Raw genomic sequence first — 19,574 nt, 5'->3', positions numbered from 1 at the left:
GGTCATAGAAAACTATATCAGGGGTATGGAACGTGCCTCTTTAGACGCAGAGTCGCCAAGCTCTACTGAGTGCGGAAGCATGAGGCAACTTGGGGCGAAGAAGCGTCAGAAACGCATTTCTCAGCGTAGCGGAAATGCGTAGTTCATGAGAGTTAAGCTATTATTGTGAAAGATGTAGGTGTGAGAGAGTAACCATGACTAATCCCCAATCCCCTCAACCAGAGGATGACTTTAACCTGACGGAAAACGACAATAATAAAAGATTCTCGCAAACTAAGGTTATCATTGCCTTGGGGGTAGGGGCGCTATTTGCTGGGGGGTATCTAGGAGTTAAGCATATTGTTACGACAATTATTCCTAATCGTTTGGAAGTTGAATTGTCACGGGCGCTGGATAGAGATGTTAATATTGGCATGGTGAGTAGTTTTGGTTTTTCTCATGTGGTTATTGATAACATCGAGATGCCTTCCACTGCTAGGGATAATAGCTTTGTGGAAGTCAAAGCAATTCGCGCTGATTTTAACTTGCTTTCCATCTTATTAAATAGTCAATTACCCATTAATATTACTGTGGATGAGGTAATTGGTTTAGGAGAATTAGACACTCTCATTAATACCGTTGAAGGAGAGGAAGAAACGGGATTACCTGAAACCATCGAATTACCAGAGTTACCCATCACCCTCGACATTAACCTGCGCGTTAATCAAGCCAATGTCGCTATTACCCCCAGCAGTGATGTGATGGCAGTAGATTTGAGTAGTAAAATTAATGTTAATTTTCTTTACGATAACTTGACAAATCCCTTAGAATATGATGTAAAAACAAAGATTGAAGATGGCAATGTCGAGTTAAAAGGAAAAGCAGAGTTAATTAATCTGGCTTTCGACAGTCGTGTGGAAGTGACAGAATTAAATTTGGCTTCATTATCTCGTTTTTTGCCTTCCCTCCCTGTAATTTTCAAAGATGGTAGATTAAACACTAATTTTGAGGTTAATATTCCTTCTCTTACGGCTTGGGAAGAAGGAGATTTACAAGGAAGTTTAGCGATTACTCAAGTTAAAGGAGAGACTCTTTTTACAAAAAGTGATGGCAATATCAATGAGACTTCTGGAAGTAATAATGTCAATGATAGTAGTAATGAGACTGAGACAGAAGATAATCAAGGGGAAATAGTCAAACAAGATTTTCAGGGGGAGTTATTTGCCATTTTTAATGGTAAAACCATTAATATTCAATCGGCGAGGGGTAATTTAGGAAATATTGCGGGAAGTTTAGGGGGAAGTATTGATGTTAATGATGGTTATAATTTGCGCGGGGAGTTAACAACAATTAATGTTAATGAAATTTTGACGACATTGGCGGTAGATTTGCCTTTGGGTGTGAATGGCATTGTTAACGGTAATCTTAAAGTGACAGGAAACATTGATAATCCTTTACTTACTTCAGAGTTAAAAGTTGATGGCGCTTTTGTGAATGATGTGGAAGTAGGAGATATTTCGGTTGCTGTAGATGGCGATTTAACAGAAATTCGTTTAAGTCGTTTAGAGGTGATACCTGTTACTGGAGGAGAAATTATTGCCTCGGGGTTGGTGAAAACTAATTTACGAGATAATGTGTTGAGAGGTGAGGGGATTGATATTAGTCAGTTACCTCTTGAGGTAGAATTTACGGCGGATGTGTTTCCCCAAGAAATTACCAGCGCCCTCCGCCTTTTACCTGATAATCTCAAGATAGGTAGATTAACCAGTAGTGGCAAAATTACGGGAAGTCTTAGTAATCCAGAGGGATTAATTACTTTTAATTTACCAGCCATTGATACTAATACTACTCAACAAGTTTCCGGGAAGGGTAGTTTACTATTAACTAATCAAGAATTTCGTTTTACTGATACTCAGTTAGTGGTGGGGGAAGGTAGTATCGATATTATTGGTAATGGTAACTTAGATACTGGGGTGTGGGGCGCTGGGTTAGTGGTGAATAACCTTAACTTGACTCCTTTTCTGGTGGGATACTATGAAGGGAATGATATTAGCGCCCTCCAAGGTACAATTAATTTATCGGGTAATTTATCATCATTTAATCTCGACACTATTAATGGTGATAGTAATTTAACCTTGAATGTTGGCGGGGGGAATACTAATGTTGACGTTAGTCTGGCAAAAGGAGAAATACGGGGAAGGGCGCTGGTAGAAAATGTTAACCTGAATCAAATACTAGCCACTATTCCCGTCAGTAGTGAAATTATTACTAGCGAAGTTAACATAACAGCTAACGTCAATCAATTAATCAATGGCAACCTTGACAGTTTACAAGGAAACCTTAACAGTGAATTAAATGTTAATGAAGGATTTGTTAACCTGCAAGGAGATTTCAGCGCCACTAATCTTAATCTCTTAGGCAATGCCATTGGTGTCAATATTGATAACCCTAATTTATCTACTCCCATTTTCATTGAAAATAGTCAAATTTCCCTAGCTGTTAATCCTCAACAATTAATTAATCAAACATATCTCAACACATCACCAAAAAATCAAAACTCAGTAACTATCCCATCTTCATCAAAAAATAATCAACAGGAAACAAATGAGATAGTAACCGTTGATAACCAACAAAATGACTTGAATGATAATGGCATAAGTAATAACTTAGAAAATTTGCTTACAGCCTTACCTAGTTTAAAAATTAACGCCGATAGTCGTATTCGAGTAGCAGGGGGAATAATTAATAATAGAGTTGATATTGATAATCAACAGACAAATATCACAGGAGATATTCAAACCGTTAACCTTAATCAAATTAATCCCAATATACAAGCCAGTATCAGAGAAGGTAATCTTAACTTTTCTGCCAATACCCAAGAAATAGTTAGCATCTTACAACCTAACCTAAACCTTGACAGTCTTCAACAAATTACCAGCCTAACTGGTGACAGTAATTTAATAATTATTACCCCTCAAGGAAAAATAGCCAGTAATACTCTTATTAATAACAACCTAGTTACCATTAATGCTAACACTAATAACATCAGCGCCCGTCAACTTCTATCAACCTTTCCCCTCGATGCCAACAACATCAACACTCAAATTAATCTCCAAGCTAACTTACCAGAAATTATTAACGCTTCCGTTAACTATCTCAATCAACAAACCGTTAATACTATCGATAGTTTAACCATCACAGGAAAAAGTAACTTTAACTTAGCCGAAGGTAAAGTAAACCTAACCGCTAACCTCAACAACAATCAATGGCAAGTTAATGTTAATAGTCAAGGTATTAACTTAGATAACATTAGCCAACAACTATCCGTCAACTTAGCCAATAACAAACCCCTGACTACCTCACCTCTAAATAGTCAAATTAGTTTACAAGGAAACCTTAACGGTATTAATGTAAATAACCCCAATGTGAGAGTCGCCATTACTGCCATGAATTTAGACTTAGGGGAAAATCAACTGCAAGGCAAAGGAAAATTTGACTTAATTAACCTACTTACCACTCCCGATATAGCTAACTTAGCATTAAATATTGATAGTCGCATTGATTTAGCTACCCTACCCCTAAATCAATTATTAGCCAAAATTCCCCAAGAAGAAGGTGTTAAATTATTACCAGAAGAAATTAACCTCAAAGGCATCACCACTTTTAACGGTAAATTAACAGCAAATAATCTTCTTACCAATCCCCTCGGTGACAATAACTTTTTATTAAATGGAGATGTTATCGCCTCTAACTTAATTCTCAATGACATCCCCTTTGAATCGCAACTGACAGGAAAACTTAATCTTAATCCTAACGATAACCTTACCCTTGACTTGAAAGGAGAAAAAGATGTTATTTATGCCTCCATGATTCCCAATGACATTACCTCAGTAGAAAATCCTAATTATTTTCCCTATATTCCCCAGCGAATTGCCATTCAACAACAAGGGGAGGCAGATATATATGTTATCGGAGAAAAAGAAGGTGAAGAATTTACTGTCATGGTGGATAAATTTGACTTAGCTAGTTTAAATATTGCCCCAGCCACTAATTATGGTATCTTTGGCAATTTAAGGGGAAAAGTTACTCAGAATACTACCCTTAACCTCAAAGATTTTTCCACTAGGGGTGACATTAAACTGACAGATGTAGGTATCGGTTACATTAGCGCCTCAGAAATCAGCGCCCGTTTCCGTGTTGAAAATGATATGGTGGAGTTAACAGACGCTTCTTTAAAATTTGCTGATACCAGTTATGATTTAAACGCTAGATATAACCTTAATACTCAAGCTATAGAAGGGAAATTAAATCTTGATGGCAATATTCAAGATATTTTTAACACCTTGAAAATTAATGATGTGGAAACCTTGACGGCAATTTTACAACAAATTCAAACTCAAGACTTTTTCTCCTCCGTAGAAGGTATTCCCTCTCAATCTGTCAGCGATGATAATGATACTGTGGCAAAACGGGTTAATCTTCTTAATCGCATTGATGAAGAAATTAAAGCCATTGCGAAACAAATTGAAGAGGGAGGCATTCCCAATAATCTTGAATTTGACGGGAAGTATCAAGGGGAAGTTATTCTGGCTGGTAATGTTACCAATCCTTATGTCGCTTTTGACTTACAGGGAGATAACTGGCAATGGCAACCTCAACAACCTTTTCCTAATGTTTTGTCTCAAGTGGGTTTAGTTATTCAACAAAATCCTCCCATTAATATCCCTAATTTAACTTTAAAAGCTAATTATCGTAATGGCATTGTCGCTATTAAACCTTTCCAACTGAATATTAATGATAGTGAAATTTATTTTGCGGGAAATTTATCCTTAGAGAGTCAAGAAGGAGAATTTCGCTTCAGTAATCTTTCTTTAGATACCTTCAGTGAATTTTTGCCTAATAGTGATTTTGGCGGTATTCTTGATGTGGAAGGAGAGTTAAAAGGTAACTTTACTAATCCCGTGATGATTGGTAATATTACTCTAACCGAAAGTAGTTATCAAGGCGCTATCCTTGCGGAGGTAATTAAGGGAGATTTCGTCTATGAAAATTATATCTTCAATTTTAATTCTACAGCGCCCGACACCATTCAAACTACAGCTACCCTTCCTTATCATCCTCTCTTTGCTACCCCTTTCCCCGCCAAAATTAATCTTAATTTAGCGAAAGAAGCCTTTAATTTATTAGGGGTATTAACTCAAGGAAAAATAGCGGTGACAGAAGGCAACCCCAGTGTTAATCTCAATGCCGAAATTGCTTCTCTGAATCGTTTTATCGAAAAACCAGACTTAAATCAAGTCAAATTAGACGGTAAAGTAAACTTAGAAGATGTCACCCTCAATAGTAGCGCCCTTGCCGAAGATATGAAACTTAACGGGGAATTAAATATCGGGGGAGGGGCGCTGTCCACCGAAGCATTACAAGCTAAGATAAATAATACCGATATTAGTGTCAATGGCAAATTACCTCTCACCACTGCCGACATTAACAACGAAAATCCTTTAACTGTCAATATCCCTAATCAAAACTTAACTCTCGATAAACTTTATGGAGGAGGAGTAAATGCCAATATCATTATTAATGGTAGTCTGCTAAATCCTCTTATCGGTGGTTTCTTACAACTAGAAAGGGGTAAAGTTAGTATTCCCTCGACGCAAAATCAAAGTCAACCTACCTCTACGGAAATCGCCAGTCAATGGCTAGGTAATGAAGCAAATAATAACAACTCCAATAGCATTTTACAACCTCGCCTTGATAATTTTGCTCTCCGTTTGCGAGATTTAGACCTTGAGCAATTTGGGCTTTATCGCTTCTTATTCAACGGTGATTTGACGGCTAACGGTGCCGTACTTGAACCGAAAAACATTGATGTTAACGGCGAAATAAACCTGCGTAGAGGGCGAATTTACTTGGGGGGTGCAACTCCTGTGCCAATGTTAGGTATTGGCTTAAATGAGCAAACAACTTTCTTTTTATCAAGAAGTCATGACAATAAAATTGTATTTCGGGAGGGGCAAGGCATACTAAATCCAGAGATGGATATAGTCATGGAAGGGGATGTGGTGGATTATTCCCGTCAGTTAATTAATAGTCAGCAAAATGAAATTGCTGATCCTTTAGTCCGAGGTGGCAGAGGTGAAACTGTTAGAGTGGAGTTAGCTTTTAATGGTAATTTACAGTCAGTAATTCCTTTATTACAACCAGATAATTTAGCTTCTTGTGGCGTGCGCAATAATGAATCTATTCCTGATGTAGGATGGAGTCAGGATAATCTCAATAGTATTGCTAATTGTACCAATCGTTTTGCGTTAAGTGCGGAGGGCGCTGATTTAGATATTCTCAATTCTCCCCTTGTCAATATTAGTAGTATTCCTCAACGTAGCCAGGGTGAAATTGTTAATTTGATTGTGGGTGGGCAATTTTTGGGTTTACTCAATCAGTTAGAAAATTCTGATAATACTAATTTACTAGAAAGTGGCTTGTTACAATTTCTCGTTGTACCCTTACTTAATAATACTACTTTTACAGTTAATGAAACTGTCAGCACCTGGGGGCAACCTTTGGGCATGAAAGATTTAAGGGTATTCCCTCTCGTGGAGGGAGTTTATCCTCTCCAAGGGCAATCTAATGTTTCTGTTTCTTATGATTATATTTACAATGAGTTTAAGGTGCGTTATCAACGGCGTTTTTAAATTATGAAGAAGGTGACAGGTTGCAGGTTGTAGGTTTCAGGTGTAATGCTTATAAATTAAAGAATTAAGCCAAATAGTTATTTTTCATAAATTGCTCATTTGTATCAATAATTTTTGATGGGGATGGAAAAATACAGTATTTTTAGAGAAAAAAGGCTATTTTTTGCACTTATTTCACCTAATACCTAACACCTGATACCTATTAGAACTTAACATATAAATGAGTGCGTAACGTCAATTATGAATTTAAAAGTTTGGCAGTGGCTAATTCTCTCTTTTCCTATTATCTCGGTTGTGTCTTTTTTCCTCATCGCTGGGGGGATTCAAATACATCAATGGGGAATTAATTGGCTATGGGGAGTCTTTATCATAACTCTAGTGGGGTGGCGCTGGTTACTCGTGCGCTGGACAAAACCGCTATTTCCTGATATTCAAGAAGTTATTACTGCGGTGGAAAATGACTTACAGTCTTCCTCTGTCGCTAAAGAGGATAACCAAGAAATTTTACGACAATTAGAAAACATCCTCGAAAATGTTATCGTCAAAACTAGGGAAGATGCGCCTTTCTGGGAAGATTTACAACTCTTTGCTAGTCGTTGTCAGGAGTTGGTGCGAGAAATTGCTATGATTTATTATCCTGATGAAAAATACCCTCTTTTAACTATTCGCATCCCCCAAGCCTACGGTTTAATTCGTGGTACGGTGGATGATATGGATAAGTGGATGAAACAGTTATCCCCGGCGCTAAATCAAGTTACTATTGCCCAAGGTTACGAAGGTTATCAATTATATCGCCGTTTTGAGCCTTCTGCCCGAAAGTTATGGCAGGTATGGAGTTGGGCGCAATGGGCGATTAATCCGACTGTGGCGATGGCAAAATTAGCTAGTGAAAATACTAATAAACAGGCAAATCAAGAGTTATTGATTAATTTATCCCAAGTAATACGAGAGGTTGCTCTGCGTAATCTTGCCCGTCAAGCAGTTTTACTCTATGGTAAGAAAGATTTATCGTTAAATATACCTGAGAGCAAGTCAAATATTTTACCTGCGACAAAAACTCAAACTTTGCGAGAGATATTAACCGCAAGTCAATCTCCCGAAGAAATCGAACAAAAACCTGTTAATATCCTTATGGTAGGGCGCACGGGCGCTGGAAAAAGCAGTTTAATCAATACGTTATTTAATAGTCAAACTGCGGAAGTTGACGTTTTGCCTTCTACCACTGAAATTAAATCCTATCAGTGGCAAAAATCCACAGGAGAAAAACTAATTTTATGGGATACGCCGGGTTATGAGCAAATTAATCAAGCTGATTACTTGACAAATGTTCTAAATTATGCTAATGAATCAGATATAATTGTGATGCTAAATCCTGCTTTAGACCCAGCATTGGAGATGGATCGGCAATTTTTGTTAAAATTAAGGGAAAATGACATAGAAGTCCCTTTATTTTTAGTGGTAACACAAGTGGATCGTTTACGTCCACTACGGGAATGGCAACCGCCTTACGATTGGCAAAATGGGCAAAAACCGAAGGAAATTTCTATTAGAGGGGCGCTATCATATCGTCAGGAAACTTTGGGGGAATATTGTCGGCAAGTTTTACCTATAGTTACGGCTGACTATAGTAATAATCCTCGTGGTGCTTGGTATGATGATATTTTGGCAATGGCTTTATTAGAAGCGGTTACTCCTGCTAAACAAATGCGTCTCGCCCGATTTTTCCGCAATGTGGAGGCGAAAACGGCGGCGGCAGCGAAAATGATTGATAAGTATAGTTTTCAAATGGCTACTACTCAAGGATTAACTAATTTATTGAAAAGTCCTGTATTACAATTTATTTCTACTTTAACTACAGGTTCACCTCGTTTGGCTTATTTGTTGGCGGAAAAAATCCCTGTGGAGCAGTTACCGGTTGTCATTGGTAAGTTACAATTAGCCTACGATTTATTTTCTCTTTTTGATGATGATGACATCAAGTTTGATCTATTATCTTTATGGACTTTATTTGTCGATAGTCGCACTGATCCAGAAAAAGAGGCATGGGCGCTGGGTCATGCTTTAATGGAGTATTGGTGTCAGAATCTTAGTTTTTCCCAGTTACAAAGTCGCTATGATTTTTATTTGGAGGGCGCTAAACTTATTTAGGGGTTGCTGAAAAAGTATTTTGGTGAGGGGAATGTAGAATTTAGAATTTAGAATTTAGAATTAATAATTTTTGATTGGGAAGAAGGAAATACAGTATTTTAGGAAAAAAAAGTCAATTTATGACATTTTTTATTATGTAGAATAGACTTTGAACCTTTATTTAACAAGGGTTTTAATTTATTCAGCAAACCCTATTTATTATTTTGTATTTTTAACGCTATTTTTGTATAAAAAGTATTATTTTTGCTTTTTTTTACTCCTGTAGTATGCCCTAATCCTTAATAATTTTACTTTTTGATTTATTTAGCAGATTCTATTTGAGTTTCTTCTGTTTTAGCGGTAATTACTTCCACTGGGCGCAAAATTTTTTCTTGATATTTAAACCCCTGACGAATAATTTTGGTAATGCTTTTATCTGGCACATCATTTCTGATTTCTCTATCGATTACTTGACATATATTGTAGTCGGGAAATTCTCCATTAAAGTCTATTTTTTTCACTTCTCTACGCCCTAAAATTGTCAGTAGTTTTTCTTGAATACTACCTACAAATTTTGGTAATCTTTTTAAGGCTTTAACATTCATTTCTCCTTCTTTGCTGTTGTTATCTAAGTAGTTAATTAAAAATTCTAAACTATCATAAATATCTAACATTTCTTGATATAAATTTTCTTCTTTTGTTTCATTTTCTTGATTATTTATAACTAATTGTTGATTTAATTTTCCTCTTTCAAATAAGAGATTTTTAAGCTCTGATAAAATTTTCTCTTGATTTTCTTGGGAAATTATTAGATTTTCTGGTAATGGTGAAGGGCTTTCTGGTAATGGTGAGGGGCTTTCTGGTAATGGTGAGGGGCGCTGGTTTTTATTCATAATATTAGTTTATTTGTATTTATTAAAAAAAGTTAATAGTGGGCATTGCCCACTGACAGATTAAGATAATAATAATAATTGTTCAGCCAATTTTTGCTCTATCTTATTCATATTCTTATCATCGATTTTTATATTAAAATCTTCAGATAATTTGATGATTGGGATTGGCTGATTTAATATAGATAAATTAGACTTTTTAAACCTTTGAATTATCGGCAAATTTGGCTTTAAAAAATCAGCCATCAACCTTTGCTGAGGATTCATTAATTGTTTTCTAGCTTCAGCAATTTGTTTGACACTATACTTTTTCTGTTGCATTGCTTTTTTAAAAGCAATGGTAATTTCAGCAGAAGAAGCGCCCTCCGCTACACCTAAAATATCATAAGGATTAACATAGATATTGTTATTACTAATGGTCATAATTTTACCTCCTAATTAATATAAATCTAACGCTCGATATAATGGGATAAACTCTGCTTCATTAGGGCAAATTTGGTGCGCCCAGTTTGCAATATCACGCAATACCACTTTATCTTCATAACTTAAAGAATTTGGCTTTTGAATGGCATTAAGGACAATTTCGATAAAGAATTTAGCTATTCTATATTTTACTTCATGGTGAGAAGAATATTTGGCTTTTTGTACTGCTCCTTCATAGTCATTTCTCTTTAATAAGTCTTGAATTGTCGTCAATTCTTGTTGTATTTTTACTTTACCATATACATCATTAACTAAAACATTATTAGGAGCTAGTTTTTTAAGTTTATTTAATTCACTAATAGCGTCAGATAAAGTAATATCATCATTAACCAATCTATTATAAATATTTATCGCTTTTTGTTCAGCAAAATAACTAGCTGAAACAGAAGAATCTAACAAGTTATACCATGATTCGGCAAATTTCAACTCATCCTCAAGTTTATCAATTTTTTGTCGTTGTTTTTTACATAATTTTTCAATATTTTCTTGCCATTCCCGATTACTTTTAATCAAACTTTTAACTTGTTGTAATAATGCCATCGCCTTCTGCCATGAATCATTTTGTAAGTGATAACAACCTTCATAATAAGTCAGTAAATTATTAGCATATTTTTCCACTGATAATTCAGGATTTCTCGCTGGTTTAATTTGAATACCTCTTTCTGTATCGCCAGTGAGACAGGCGCTGACGGCTAATCCCCAATCGGTATATAAACTGTGTAATATATTGTCTTTTAATGGTATTTTTTTCAAGTGATTACTTTCCTGTTGATACAAACTAGGAGTAATTAAAATATCTCCTAATTTTATTTTTTGATATGATTTTTTATTCATTAACTCTAAAGCTAATTTATCACGGCGAAAAATATCCCTAAGCTGAAAATATCTTGGTAAATTATCATTTTTATAGCTGTCAATTGTGCTAGAAGCTATTTGCATCAAATTTTCTTCTACCTCTTGATAATTAATTTGTGTAGAATCAAGCCAAGATAAATTTTTTAGTTGAGGATTATCATTAAGATTGAAAATATTTGTCATCCAAAAACTAAGCCAAGTTTCGAGATATTTTTCATCCTTTTGACAGTGAGAATAAAGAGCAATAGTTAAGTTATGTAAACTGGTAATATCTGAATTTTTACGCCAATTTTCTTGTAATATTTTAACTCTTTTTAAAGAATCTTCTTCTTGCCATATTTGGGTGTCAAGTAAAGGCTTAATATGGTTGTTTAAGTTATTTTCAATAATAGCATTATGACCATAATTTGCCCAAAATTCTACAGATTGGTGCTGTGCTTCTTCATACTTTCCGGCACTAACTAATTTTTCAATATTAGCAATCAATTCAAATCTACTTCGATTTAATAAAATTGACAGGGATTCTAAATCTTGTTTCAAAATAGGATTACTAATTTTTTGCCATGCTTGGGCAGTTTTTTGCCATTGATTTTGTTGTAGATAAATAAATCCTCGTAAATAGTCAACGTTTTCTCCCTTTAAAGATTGTAAATAAGATAAAGCCGAAGAATAATTATTTTGTTTAACTTCCACTACTGCTAAACGATAATTAATATCAGGAAAAGTTTGCCAGTGATGCAATGTTGCTAAATAAGATTTTTTAGCATTTTCAAAATCATTATTTTTTTCAGCAATCAAGCCTTTTTGATAACAATTTTCAGCTTGAATAATTTTATTTAATTTAGCTTGTAAATCTTCCCCATCTTTACGAATAAATTTACTTAAAGCTGAGTTTAATTTTCTTAAAGCTAAGTTAAAATTACCGATAGAAATTATCTCTTTAACATCTTTTAGGGTATCTTCATATTCTCGCTGTAAGATTAGCTGGGTTTCAAAGTCAATAATTTTCTTTTTAACTTCGGTAACATTGAATAATTTTTTAGCTTTATATAAATATTCTAAACCACTTTCAAAATGACCTCTTTTTTCCTCTTGATTAGCTTTTTGCCATAATTCATGAAAACTTTTTCTTTGAGCTAATTTTTGTTTAATTATCTCAACACTAGCAAAAATTTGATTATCGTATAATAATTTATCTGCTTTTTGCAAATAATCAAGGGCTTTTTCTAAGTTTTGAGATTGAAAAGGGTCATTTTTATCTTGTTTAAATAAATCAATCCCTTGCTTAAGATAATGGTGTGCTTTTCTTAAGTTAGTTGTCCATTTTAGATGCTCTGAATTAATTTCTGTTAATAAATTTCCTCCTGATAAATCACGCACTATTTGTTCATAACCTGATGGGTTATCTTGCCATAAGGTTTTTATTTCTTCAACTAATTTAATTGCTTCTGGTAGCTTTTTGACTTTGGCTAATTCTTGTGCTTTTGCTAGTTTTTGTTTACTTTCGCTATTCTTTTTCAGAATGTTGCTTGTTTGACCGATAAAATCAAATAATCCCATGATAAAATCTCCTAAATTATAATTCAATGTTTTGACATAATTCCACTAAGTTAGGAATTAAAATAACTTGCCCAATTTGCAAATTTTGAGGGGAAGTTATACTTGGATTGGCTTCAGTGATTAAACGCCATGCTTCTCCATCTCCATAAAATCTCAAGGCTAAAAGATATAGAGAATCTCCTGATTTAATGCGATAATTAAAACCTCCGCACCAGCGTAATTCTTGTTTACTTTCTTCAACTTTTTGGATAATAACTTCAGGATTTGAGTTGTCTATATCCAGCGCCCTCCGCCCCATTCGATAGTAATAATCTGAAATAAAATACATTGTTAAACCACCAAACATTAAAATTAAAGTTATGACAATTAATAACTTAGGTGTTGACAAAAAAGACTTTTTATTGTCTGCACTTACGGGAGGAAGAAAAGATAAATTTTCTAATATTCTGATGGTGGTTAAATCTGTTTGACAGTGAGGACAAATATTAGTTGTTACCTCTGGATAATCACACACTGGACAAATAATTTTTTCTAAGGTTTTTTCCATGATTTAATAGTTTGATTATGGTAAAAAGTTGACCTTCTTCTTAGAAGAATATTAACTGTGAGAAAATGATTTAGAGTTCAATTTATTGAACGAAATTCTGTTAGCCGTGTAATTCATTACACGGCGAGTAATGCTTACTAATCGTTATCTTAATTACCTAAATTGCTAACACTTAAAAACGATTAACTTCTTAAACCAGTAGCAATTTTACCTGTTGGTAACTCCTGATCAAAATAAGGTCTAATTTCCTCCATTAATTCTGGTAAAATACGATCAGCAGTGCTTCCATCCCCTCTTTCAATAGCCTCTAAAAGATTAGCAAACTTATTATTTAAAACGGTGGCGTGCGCTGGAGCGAGACGATTTGCCCTTGCTACTCCTGCTCTAATTAAGAGTAAAACTCGCACTAATTGGGGTAAATTTTCAAATTCCCTGTTACCATCTTCCGCTAATTTTTGCATAGCTGAAATGTTATTTGTTTCCAGCGCCCTCCCCATTTCTCCAGATAATAAAGTAAGACGATTAACTTGATCTTCGTGCATAAAATCACTACCAAATCTAAGCGCAAATTCAAAATCTCGTAAATGACTTTCAATAATATCTCGATCATCATTAGCAAAATACTGTAACTCTTTTAATTTTTCTTGCGCTACGATTAAACGATCTTGTTGCACTTGCCCATTTAAGTTAATTTGATTAGAAGCGCGGATAATTTCCCCAGCCAAATGATTTGCCCTTTGCGCCCCAACTTCCGTCAAATTACCAGCTTCATTAAGTTGAGCGATCATTTGTTCTACTTCGTTATTAATTTCCTCATCTTGCTTACCACGAGAGAAACTACCACTAACACGCACCGCCGGATCATTTTTTAGACAAGCCGTCATAGTTAAAGCCGAATTAGCCTCATCCAACTCCACCGTAACATCAACCTCAGTGCCTTGAGGATAGGGCTTATCCAACGCTAACCACATATTGCCGATAGTTTCGTCATTTTTCTTTAAATCGATGCCTTCCCTCACTTCATCAGGACTAAAAAACTCAAAATGGATTAATTCTTGACCCTCAGCAATGGTTTTAAAAGTATGATGTTTAGTAATCGGTAAAGTGTCACCCTGTTTAATGAGAGGAAAACGAGGATTATTAGTCAACTTGATGCAATAATCACGGGAAACAGTGCCTTCAATCTGCGTTAAACCAGCTGCCACAATTCCAGCGCCCTCCGCCACAGCATACATAGGGCGAGGATGTAACTTCACCTTATCAGCACCAAAAGCCTTTTTAACCTCCGATTGCACGAGGGGAATTTGACTAGAACCACCAACCAAGAGGATAATATCGATAAACTCTTCAGGATAATCCGACAACTGCATCGCTTCCCGACAAATAGTAATACTGCGCTCAATTAACGGCAAAATCATCGCCTCAAACTCCTGACGAGTAATAGTCACATTGACAGGAATCGCCATGCCAAACTCATCAAGGAGAGGAGTAGAAGGGTTAATCTTCGCCGTATCATGACTACTAAGGTCAATTTTTGCCCTCTCCGTAGCGATTTTCAAATCAGCCTTAAAACGCACCTGTTGATAATAAGGCATTTGCTCAATTAGATCATCAATACTATCTAATCCTTCCTCCGCACAAATTTTTTGTTTAATCAATTCTCCCAACTGATTATCAATATCATCACCTCCCAACCATAAATCTCCAGCTTTACCCGATTCGATAAAATCTTTTCCCGACGCAGTGATAATGGATGAGTCAAATGTACCACCACCAAAATCATAAACAAGGATAGTTTTAACGTCATCGCTTTCGGGGTTAAAACCGTAGGATATAGCGGCTGCAGTAGGTTCAGGTAATAATCGAGGTTTTCCTAAACCTGCCTTCTGAGAAGCCACTTCCGTAGCATAGCGTTGTTGATCGTTAAAATAAGCTGGTACAGTAATAACAGCTTTAGTAATTTTCCCAGAAATACCTCGTTTTTCCTGATAATTTTGGGCTTTTTGCACCATATGACGCAGGATGAGGGCGCTAATATCTTCTGGTTGATACTCCTTACCATCTAACCATACCGAAAGACTATTTTTTGTACCCTCACTAAACTGAGTAATTTTATAGCCAAAATGTTTAAGCTGTTGTTGCACCACATCATCGCCAAAACCACGCCCCATCAAGCGTTTAATGGAAATAATTACATTTTCAGGGTCATTTTTGAGGGCATTGTAAGCAGTTTCCCCCACAATAAAATCATTATTACCATAAGTCACAACGGAGCGCACCAGCGCCCCTTCCCCATCACTAACCACCTCCGCATCACGAGAAAACTTGAAACCTGCTACGGAATTGGTTGTGCCTAAATCGATACCAACGCTAAAAGCCATAAATAAATCTATCCTTTTTGAAGTCTTACTTACTTATCAGGAAAAGATTTTCAATTTATGCAAAATAACGGAAAATTTTTATAAAATGATCTATCCGTGAATTTTATTTCCCTCAAATCCATAATAATCTTAAAATTCGATACATGGTAGGCAGCGCCCTCCACCCCTGTACAAAAACCCTGCTTCTCAAGGGGAGATTTAGAGGGGTTTTACTCCCCTTTCCTGTGGCGGAGGGCGCTGGGGGTTATTTCTTACCTTTACCAAATAAACCAAAAGCACCAAAACCAATTAACGCAAACAATAAAGATGGCTCAGGAGTCGTAGTCGGCGTAAAACGCTCCCACTCACCAATCAAAGTTGCCGTATCAATATCACTAACAGTATCAGCGGGGAAATATAGCAATCCACTAGAGTTCCCATTTACCATCTCTAAATAATTAGTGCTATTAAGATTCCAAGTACCTTCACCAGTAAAGGCTTGACTTCCTGAGGTGAAAGATGCTGGAGAATCATCAGTAAAACTAAAGATGTTTAACCCTAAATCAGTTCCACTGTTTGCTCGGAAAAGGTTAGGCGAATTATCACTGGTATTATTAGCACTGGTTAAATCCCCTGATACAAGAGTCGCAGTAAGTGCAGTACCAGCGCCCGTATAGAAACCAGCTAAATAGACCCCAGTACTATCACTCCCAGACACATCAGCAGAAGAAGCGCCCGTCGTCGAGCGGATAGTAATTTGATTGGTAACGGATAAATCAACCGTTAAAAGGGTTGCGCCCTCCGCACTACCCATAAAACCTAAAACAGAAACCGAAGCCAAAGCCGTTGCCACTAACCCCAAACCCTTATATTTGTAGGGGGGGGGTAGAAATATTTAATTTATTTGTACTAAATTTCATGACTTTAATCAAGATTAAACTACCCCTAAATTATATGCTTAATGTCATCAAAAAAAATCATTTTTGTTGTAGCCTATTTTTGAGGAAACCAATCCTCATCCAATAATTGATCTAAAGTGTAAGGACATTGTGGCGGAAAAGTATCTAACCTCGATTTTTTTTGCACATACTTAACAGCTTTGCTATAAATAGCAGAAAGATTATCACCTAAATAATTATAAAAATTAGTTGTCATGCGCTCATTAATTTGAGTTCGGAAACTGACTATTTCAGCTTCCCAATGATTACGATTATTTTCATATTGTAACTGCCAATATTCCAATAACAATAAATGTCTAATTATTTGTTCTAACAGACTTTTTACTGCTAGTTTTTTTTCGCTACCCAAATCTTGTAACTCCTCAATTAAATTATCTAAATCTAACTCAGCTAATCTATTTTCTTTTAATAATTTTACCGTTTCTTGTATCCACAAATAATCATCAACTTCATATAATTCCTTTAAACTTATTTTTTCTCCAACCGTCATGATTAATTCTCCATTTGACTCATTAACTTACATTATAAACACCGAAGCCCATCTAATCCTAAGTAGGTTGGGTTAAAGGAAGTGCATCCCAACAACCGCCAAATAATTGATATTAATTTTGTTGGGTTTCCTGCCTCAACCCAACCTACTGACTAATTCACTTGAGCCTGTGCTAAATTAATCAATAATCTTAGTGCTTGATTGACAGCTTCATCCGTAGTGAAAATCTTGGCGACATCAGGATCAAGTAAAACATTTTTTTTAAAAGATTTCGATTGACGAATTAAAGTAGCTGATTGCCAAAAATTCTCATCAGTTTCAGGATTATCAGATAAATCAATATCCTCATCTTTAATGCTTTTTATTCTTGCTAACTCAGTCTCAGTAATAATATATTGGTATTTATTCATAATAATATTTTTCCCAAATTCGACGCTCATTTTTCGTAGCTTTTCTAGCTGAAATTAACCTAATTTTTTCACTTTCAATAACGGTATATGCGACCATCAAAACAACACCTTCGACCTCACCTAATGCTTGGTATCTATCCTCCCCATAATCAAAACGATTATCAAACTGACAAAGATAGTCCTGTTTAAATAATAGCGTAGCAAATTCAAAGGTCACGCTGTGTTTAGCATAATTTCGATCTCTTTTCTCCTCATTCCATTCAAACTCCATTGATTCTATTCTGATACGTTTATGCAGAATAAAACGGCATATACCGTAATAAACTGCAATAGCATTTGAGTAAAATACTCAAAAGGAGGTATCCCTCAAAGCCTTAAAAAATATTTTTAAGACACTTATGTTATCTGATTTAACAGACTGCTTCACCCACGGAAGCGTTAATAGTATTACTATCCTATTTTTGTAAGGTACTTCCCCAAAAGGGGCAACCAAAATCTCCCTTTATCGTACATCAAATATTACTTTTCTGAAACCGAAATCGAATACTTTCACAAACTTTTTATTTATTTGTCATTTTATATCCGTTTATATAGAAAATCTAAGATTTAGTAAATCTCCTTATCCCTCCATCTAATAAGTAAAATAATGATAACAAAAGCCTTAAAAACCGTAACAATTCTTTATAATGGAAGGGATTGAGTAAAAGGTTATCAACAAAGTAAAGCCCTGTATCAGTAGTTACTAAAAAATGATAACCATTGTGAAGTAAGATAACGAATCTAAAGTATGCAAGGTCAACATATAATGAAAGACTACCATAATAACAATTTAACACCATATCAAGGGCAACCTTGGCTAGTAGAAGAAAGGGACGCTTGTGGAGTAGGCTTTCTCGCCTACCAAGAAAATAAACAATCGCACAAACTAATTAAAGATGCCCTTAAAGGTCTAGCCTGTATGGAACATCGGGGAGGATGTGGTGCGGATAGAGAAACAGGAGACGGTTCAGGTATCTTAACGGGAATCCCTGCGGAAATATTTAAGTCTTGGTTTAGTGAAAATAGCCTAGAAATGCCTCCAGCAGAAGAATGGGGCGTAGGAATGGTGTTTTTACCCCAAAATGATCAAGAAGCGGATGAAGGGCGCAAATACGTCGAGGAAATGGTAGAGGTTGAAGGTTTAAAAACCCTCGGTTGGCGTATTGTGCCTGTTAATCCTGATGTATTAGGCGCTCAAGCGCGCGACAACCAACCACGCATCGAGCAGATTATCGTTACTTCTGGGGAAAAACACTACAAAGGAGATGAATTAGATCGCCGTTTATATGTAGCGCGCTCCAGAGTAGGCAAAAAACTAAGTGATAATTTTTATATTTGTTCTTTTTCCTGTCGTACCATCGTTTATAAAGGTTTAGTACAAGGAGACGTTTTAGAACAATTCTATCAAGATTTAAGTAACCCAGCTTACGAGAGTCGTTTCGCCGTTTATCATCGTCGTTTTAGTACCAATACTGTACCAAAGTGGCCCTTTGCTCAACCCATGCGTATTTTAGGACATAACGGCGAAATTAACACCCTTATCGGTAATGTTAACTGGATGAGTGTAAGAGAAGCAAATTTAGAACTACCCGGTTGGACTGACGAAGAATTTGCCGGAGTCACCCCCATTGTTAACATGAATAACAGTGACTCCTATAACCTTGACAGTTCCTTAGAATTATTAGTGCGCACCGGGCGCAGTATTCCCGAAGCCTTGATGATTCTTGTGCCTGAAGCCTATAATAATCAGCCTGAGTTAGAAAAATATCCCGAAATTGTGGATTTTTATAAATACTATGCCGGATTAAAAGAACCTTGGGATGGTCCAGCCTTACTCGCCTTTAGTGAAGGAAAGACGGTGGGCGCTTGTTTAGATCGTAACGGTTTACGCCCAGCGCGCTTCGCCATTACCAAAGATGGTTATGTGGTGGTAGGATCAGAAGCTGGAGTTATCGATTTACCTGAAGAAGATATTATCGAAAAAGGTAAATTAGGACCCGGTCAAATGATTGTAGTTGACCTTGAAAATAATAAACTACTGAAAAACTGGGAAATCAAACAAGAAATCGCTTCCCAAAAACCTTACGGACAATGGTTACAAGAATATCGTCAACATTTGGATCGTGAGACCCTCACCCCCAACCCCTCTCCCACAGGAGATACCCTCACCCCCAACCCCTCTC

The 19,574-nt window shown here is 35.9% G+C and carries 12 protein-coding genes; 3 read left to right on the top strand and 9 right to left on the bottom strand.

From position 1 onward, the window contains the following. Positions 1-194 precede the first annotated feature (194 nt). Together IGQ45_14470 and IGQ45_14465 are read left to right on the top strand one after the other, a co-directional pair. Positions 195-6,671, top strand: coding sequence for a translocation/assembly module TamB domain-containing protein (locus IGQ45_14470; GenBank protein ID MBF2058378.1), 6,477 nt, complete (start codon positions 195-197; stop codon positions 6,669-6,671). A 237-nt stretch (positions 6,672-6,908) separates the two neighbouring features. Further along, a complete protein-coding gene (locus IGQ45_14465) occupies positions 6,909-8,819 on the top strand; it encodes a 50S ribosome-binding GTPase (GenBank protein ID MBF2058377.1) in 1,911 nt (636 codons plus the stop codon). A gap of 299 nt (positions 8,820-9,118) precedes the next feature. Here the strand turns inward: IGQ45_14465 and grpE are convergent, their stop codons facing one another. The 9 genes from grpE to IGQ45_14420 form a co-directional block, all read right to left on the bottom strand. Next, the gene (grpE, locus tag IGQ45_14460; GenBank protein MBF2058376.1) at positions 9,119-9,691 is read right to left on the bottom strand and encodes a nucleotide exchange factor GrpE; all 573 of its coding nucleotides are present in this window, start codon (positions 9,689-9,691) and stop codon (positions 9,119-9,121) included. 60 nt (positions 9,692-9,751) lie between these two features. After that, on the bottom strand, positions 9,752-10,111 hold the full coding sequence (locus IGQ45_14455; protein MBF2058375.1) for a molecular chaperone DnaJ: 360 nt from the start codon (positions 10,109-10,111) through the stop codon (positions 9,752-9,754). A 15-nt stretch (positions 10,112-10,126) separates the two neighbouring features. Continuing rightward, positions 10,127-12,586 (bottom strand): peptidase M, neutral zinc metallopeptidase, zinc-binding site, encoded by a 2,460-nt coding sequence (locus tag IGQ45_14450; protein MBF2058374.1) that lies wholly within the window; start codon positions 12,584-12,586, stop codon positions 10,127-10,129. Between the two features lie 16 nt (positions 12,587-12,602). Further along, positions 12,603-13,133, bottom strand: a complete 531-nt coding sequence (locus tag IGQ45_14445; GenBank protein ID MBF2058373.1) for a LysM peptidoglycan-binding domain-containing protein — start codon at positions 13,131-13,133, stop codon at positions 12,603-12,605. A 182-nt stretch (positions 13,134-13,315) separates the two neighbouring features. Next, entirely contained in the window at positions 13,316-15,514 is a 2,199-nt protein-coding gene (locus IGQ45_14440) for an Hsp70 family protein (protein MBF2058372.1), read from the bottom strand. A gap of 244 nt (positions 15,515-15,758) precedes the next feature. Next, positions 15,759-16,346, bottom strand: coding sequence for a hypothetical protein (locus tag IGQ45_14435; GenBank protein ID MBF2058371.1), 588 nt, complete (start codon positions 16,344-16,346; stop codon positions 15,759-15,761). Between the two features lie 140 nt (positions 16,347-16,486). Continuing rightward, positions 16,487-16,942, bottom strand: coding sequence for a DUF29 domain-containing protein (locus IGQ45_14430; GenBank protein MBF2058370.1), 456 nt, complete (start codon positions 16,940-16,942; stop codon positions 16,487-16,489). A gap of 152 nt (positions 16,943-17,094) precedes the next feature. Beyond that, complete coding sequence (locus IGQ45_14425) at positions 17,095-17,352, bottom strand: hypothetical protein (GenBank protein MBF2058369.1); 258 nt, start codon at positions 17,350-17,352, stop codon at positions 17,095-17,097. Continuing rightward, positions 17,345-17,623 (bottom strand): BrnT family toxin, encoded by a 279-nt coding sequence (locus IGQ45_14420; GenBank protein ID MBF2058368.1) that lies wholly within the window; start codon positions 17,621-17,623, stop codon positions 17,345-17,347. Before IGQ45_14420 ends, IGQ45_14425 begins: the two co-directional genes overlap by 8 nt. 516 nt (positions 17,624-18,139) lie before the next feature. Between IGQ45_14420 and IGQ45_14415 the strand changes: the two genes are divergently transcribed. Continuing rightward, positions 18,140-19,574 (top strand): glutamate synthase subunit alpha (locus IGQ45_14415; GenBank protein MBF2058367.1); only part of this gene is annotated, 1,435 nt, incomplete at its 3' end.

This window comes from Cyanobacterium sp. T60_A2020_053 (genome assembly GCA_015272165.1).
In the GTDB taxonomy this organism is placed as follows: domain Bacteria; phylum Cyanobacteriota; class Cyanobacteriia; order Cyanobacteriales; family Cyanobacteriaceae; genus Cyanobacterium.
Note: the sequence above shows the minus strand (reverse complement) of the source record. Positions and strands in the feature narration are given on the sequence as shown.

Coding starts and splice junctions, on each gene's coding strand:
- IGQ45_14470 (MBF2058378.1), top strand. CDS start 195: ATGACTAATCCCCAATCCCCTCAACCAGAGGATGACTTTAACCTGACG.
- grpE (MBF2058376.1), bottom strand. CDS start 9,691: ATGAATAAAAACCAGCGCCCCTCACCATTACCAGAAAGCCCCTCACCA.
- IGQ45_14455 (MBF2058375.1), bottom strand. CDS start 10,111: ATGACCATTAGTAATAACAATATCTATGTTAATCCTTATGATATTTTA.
- IGQ45_14450 (MBF2058374.1), bottom strand. CDS start 12,586: ATGGGATTATTTGATTTTATCGGTCAAACAAGCAACATTCTGAAAAAG.
- IGQ45_14445 (MBF2058373.1), bottom strand. CDS start 13,133: ATGGAAAAAACCTTAGAAAAAATTATTTGTCCAGTGTGTGATTATCCA.
- IGQ45_14440 (MBF2058372.1), bottom strand. CDS start 15,514: ATGGCTTTTAGCGTTGGTATCGATTTAGGCACAACCAATTCCGTAGCA.
- IGQ45_14430 (MBF2058370.1), bottom strand. CDS start 16,942: ATGACGGTTGGAGAAAAAATAAGTTTAAAGGAATTATATGAAGTTGAT.
- IGQ45_14425 (MBF2058369.1), bottom strand. CDS start 17,352: ATGAATAAATACCAATATATTATTACTGAGACTGAGTTAGCAAGAATA.
- IGQ45_14420 (MBF2058368.1), bottom strand. CDS start 17,623: ATGGAGTTTGAATGGAATGAGGAGAAAAGAGATCGAAATTATGCTAAA.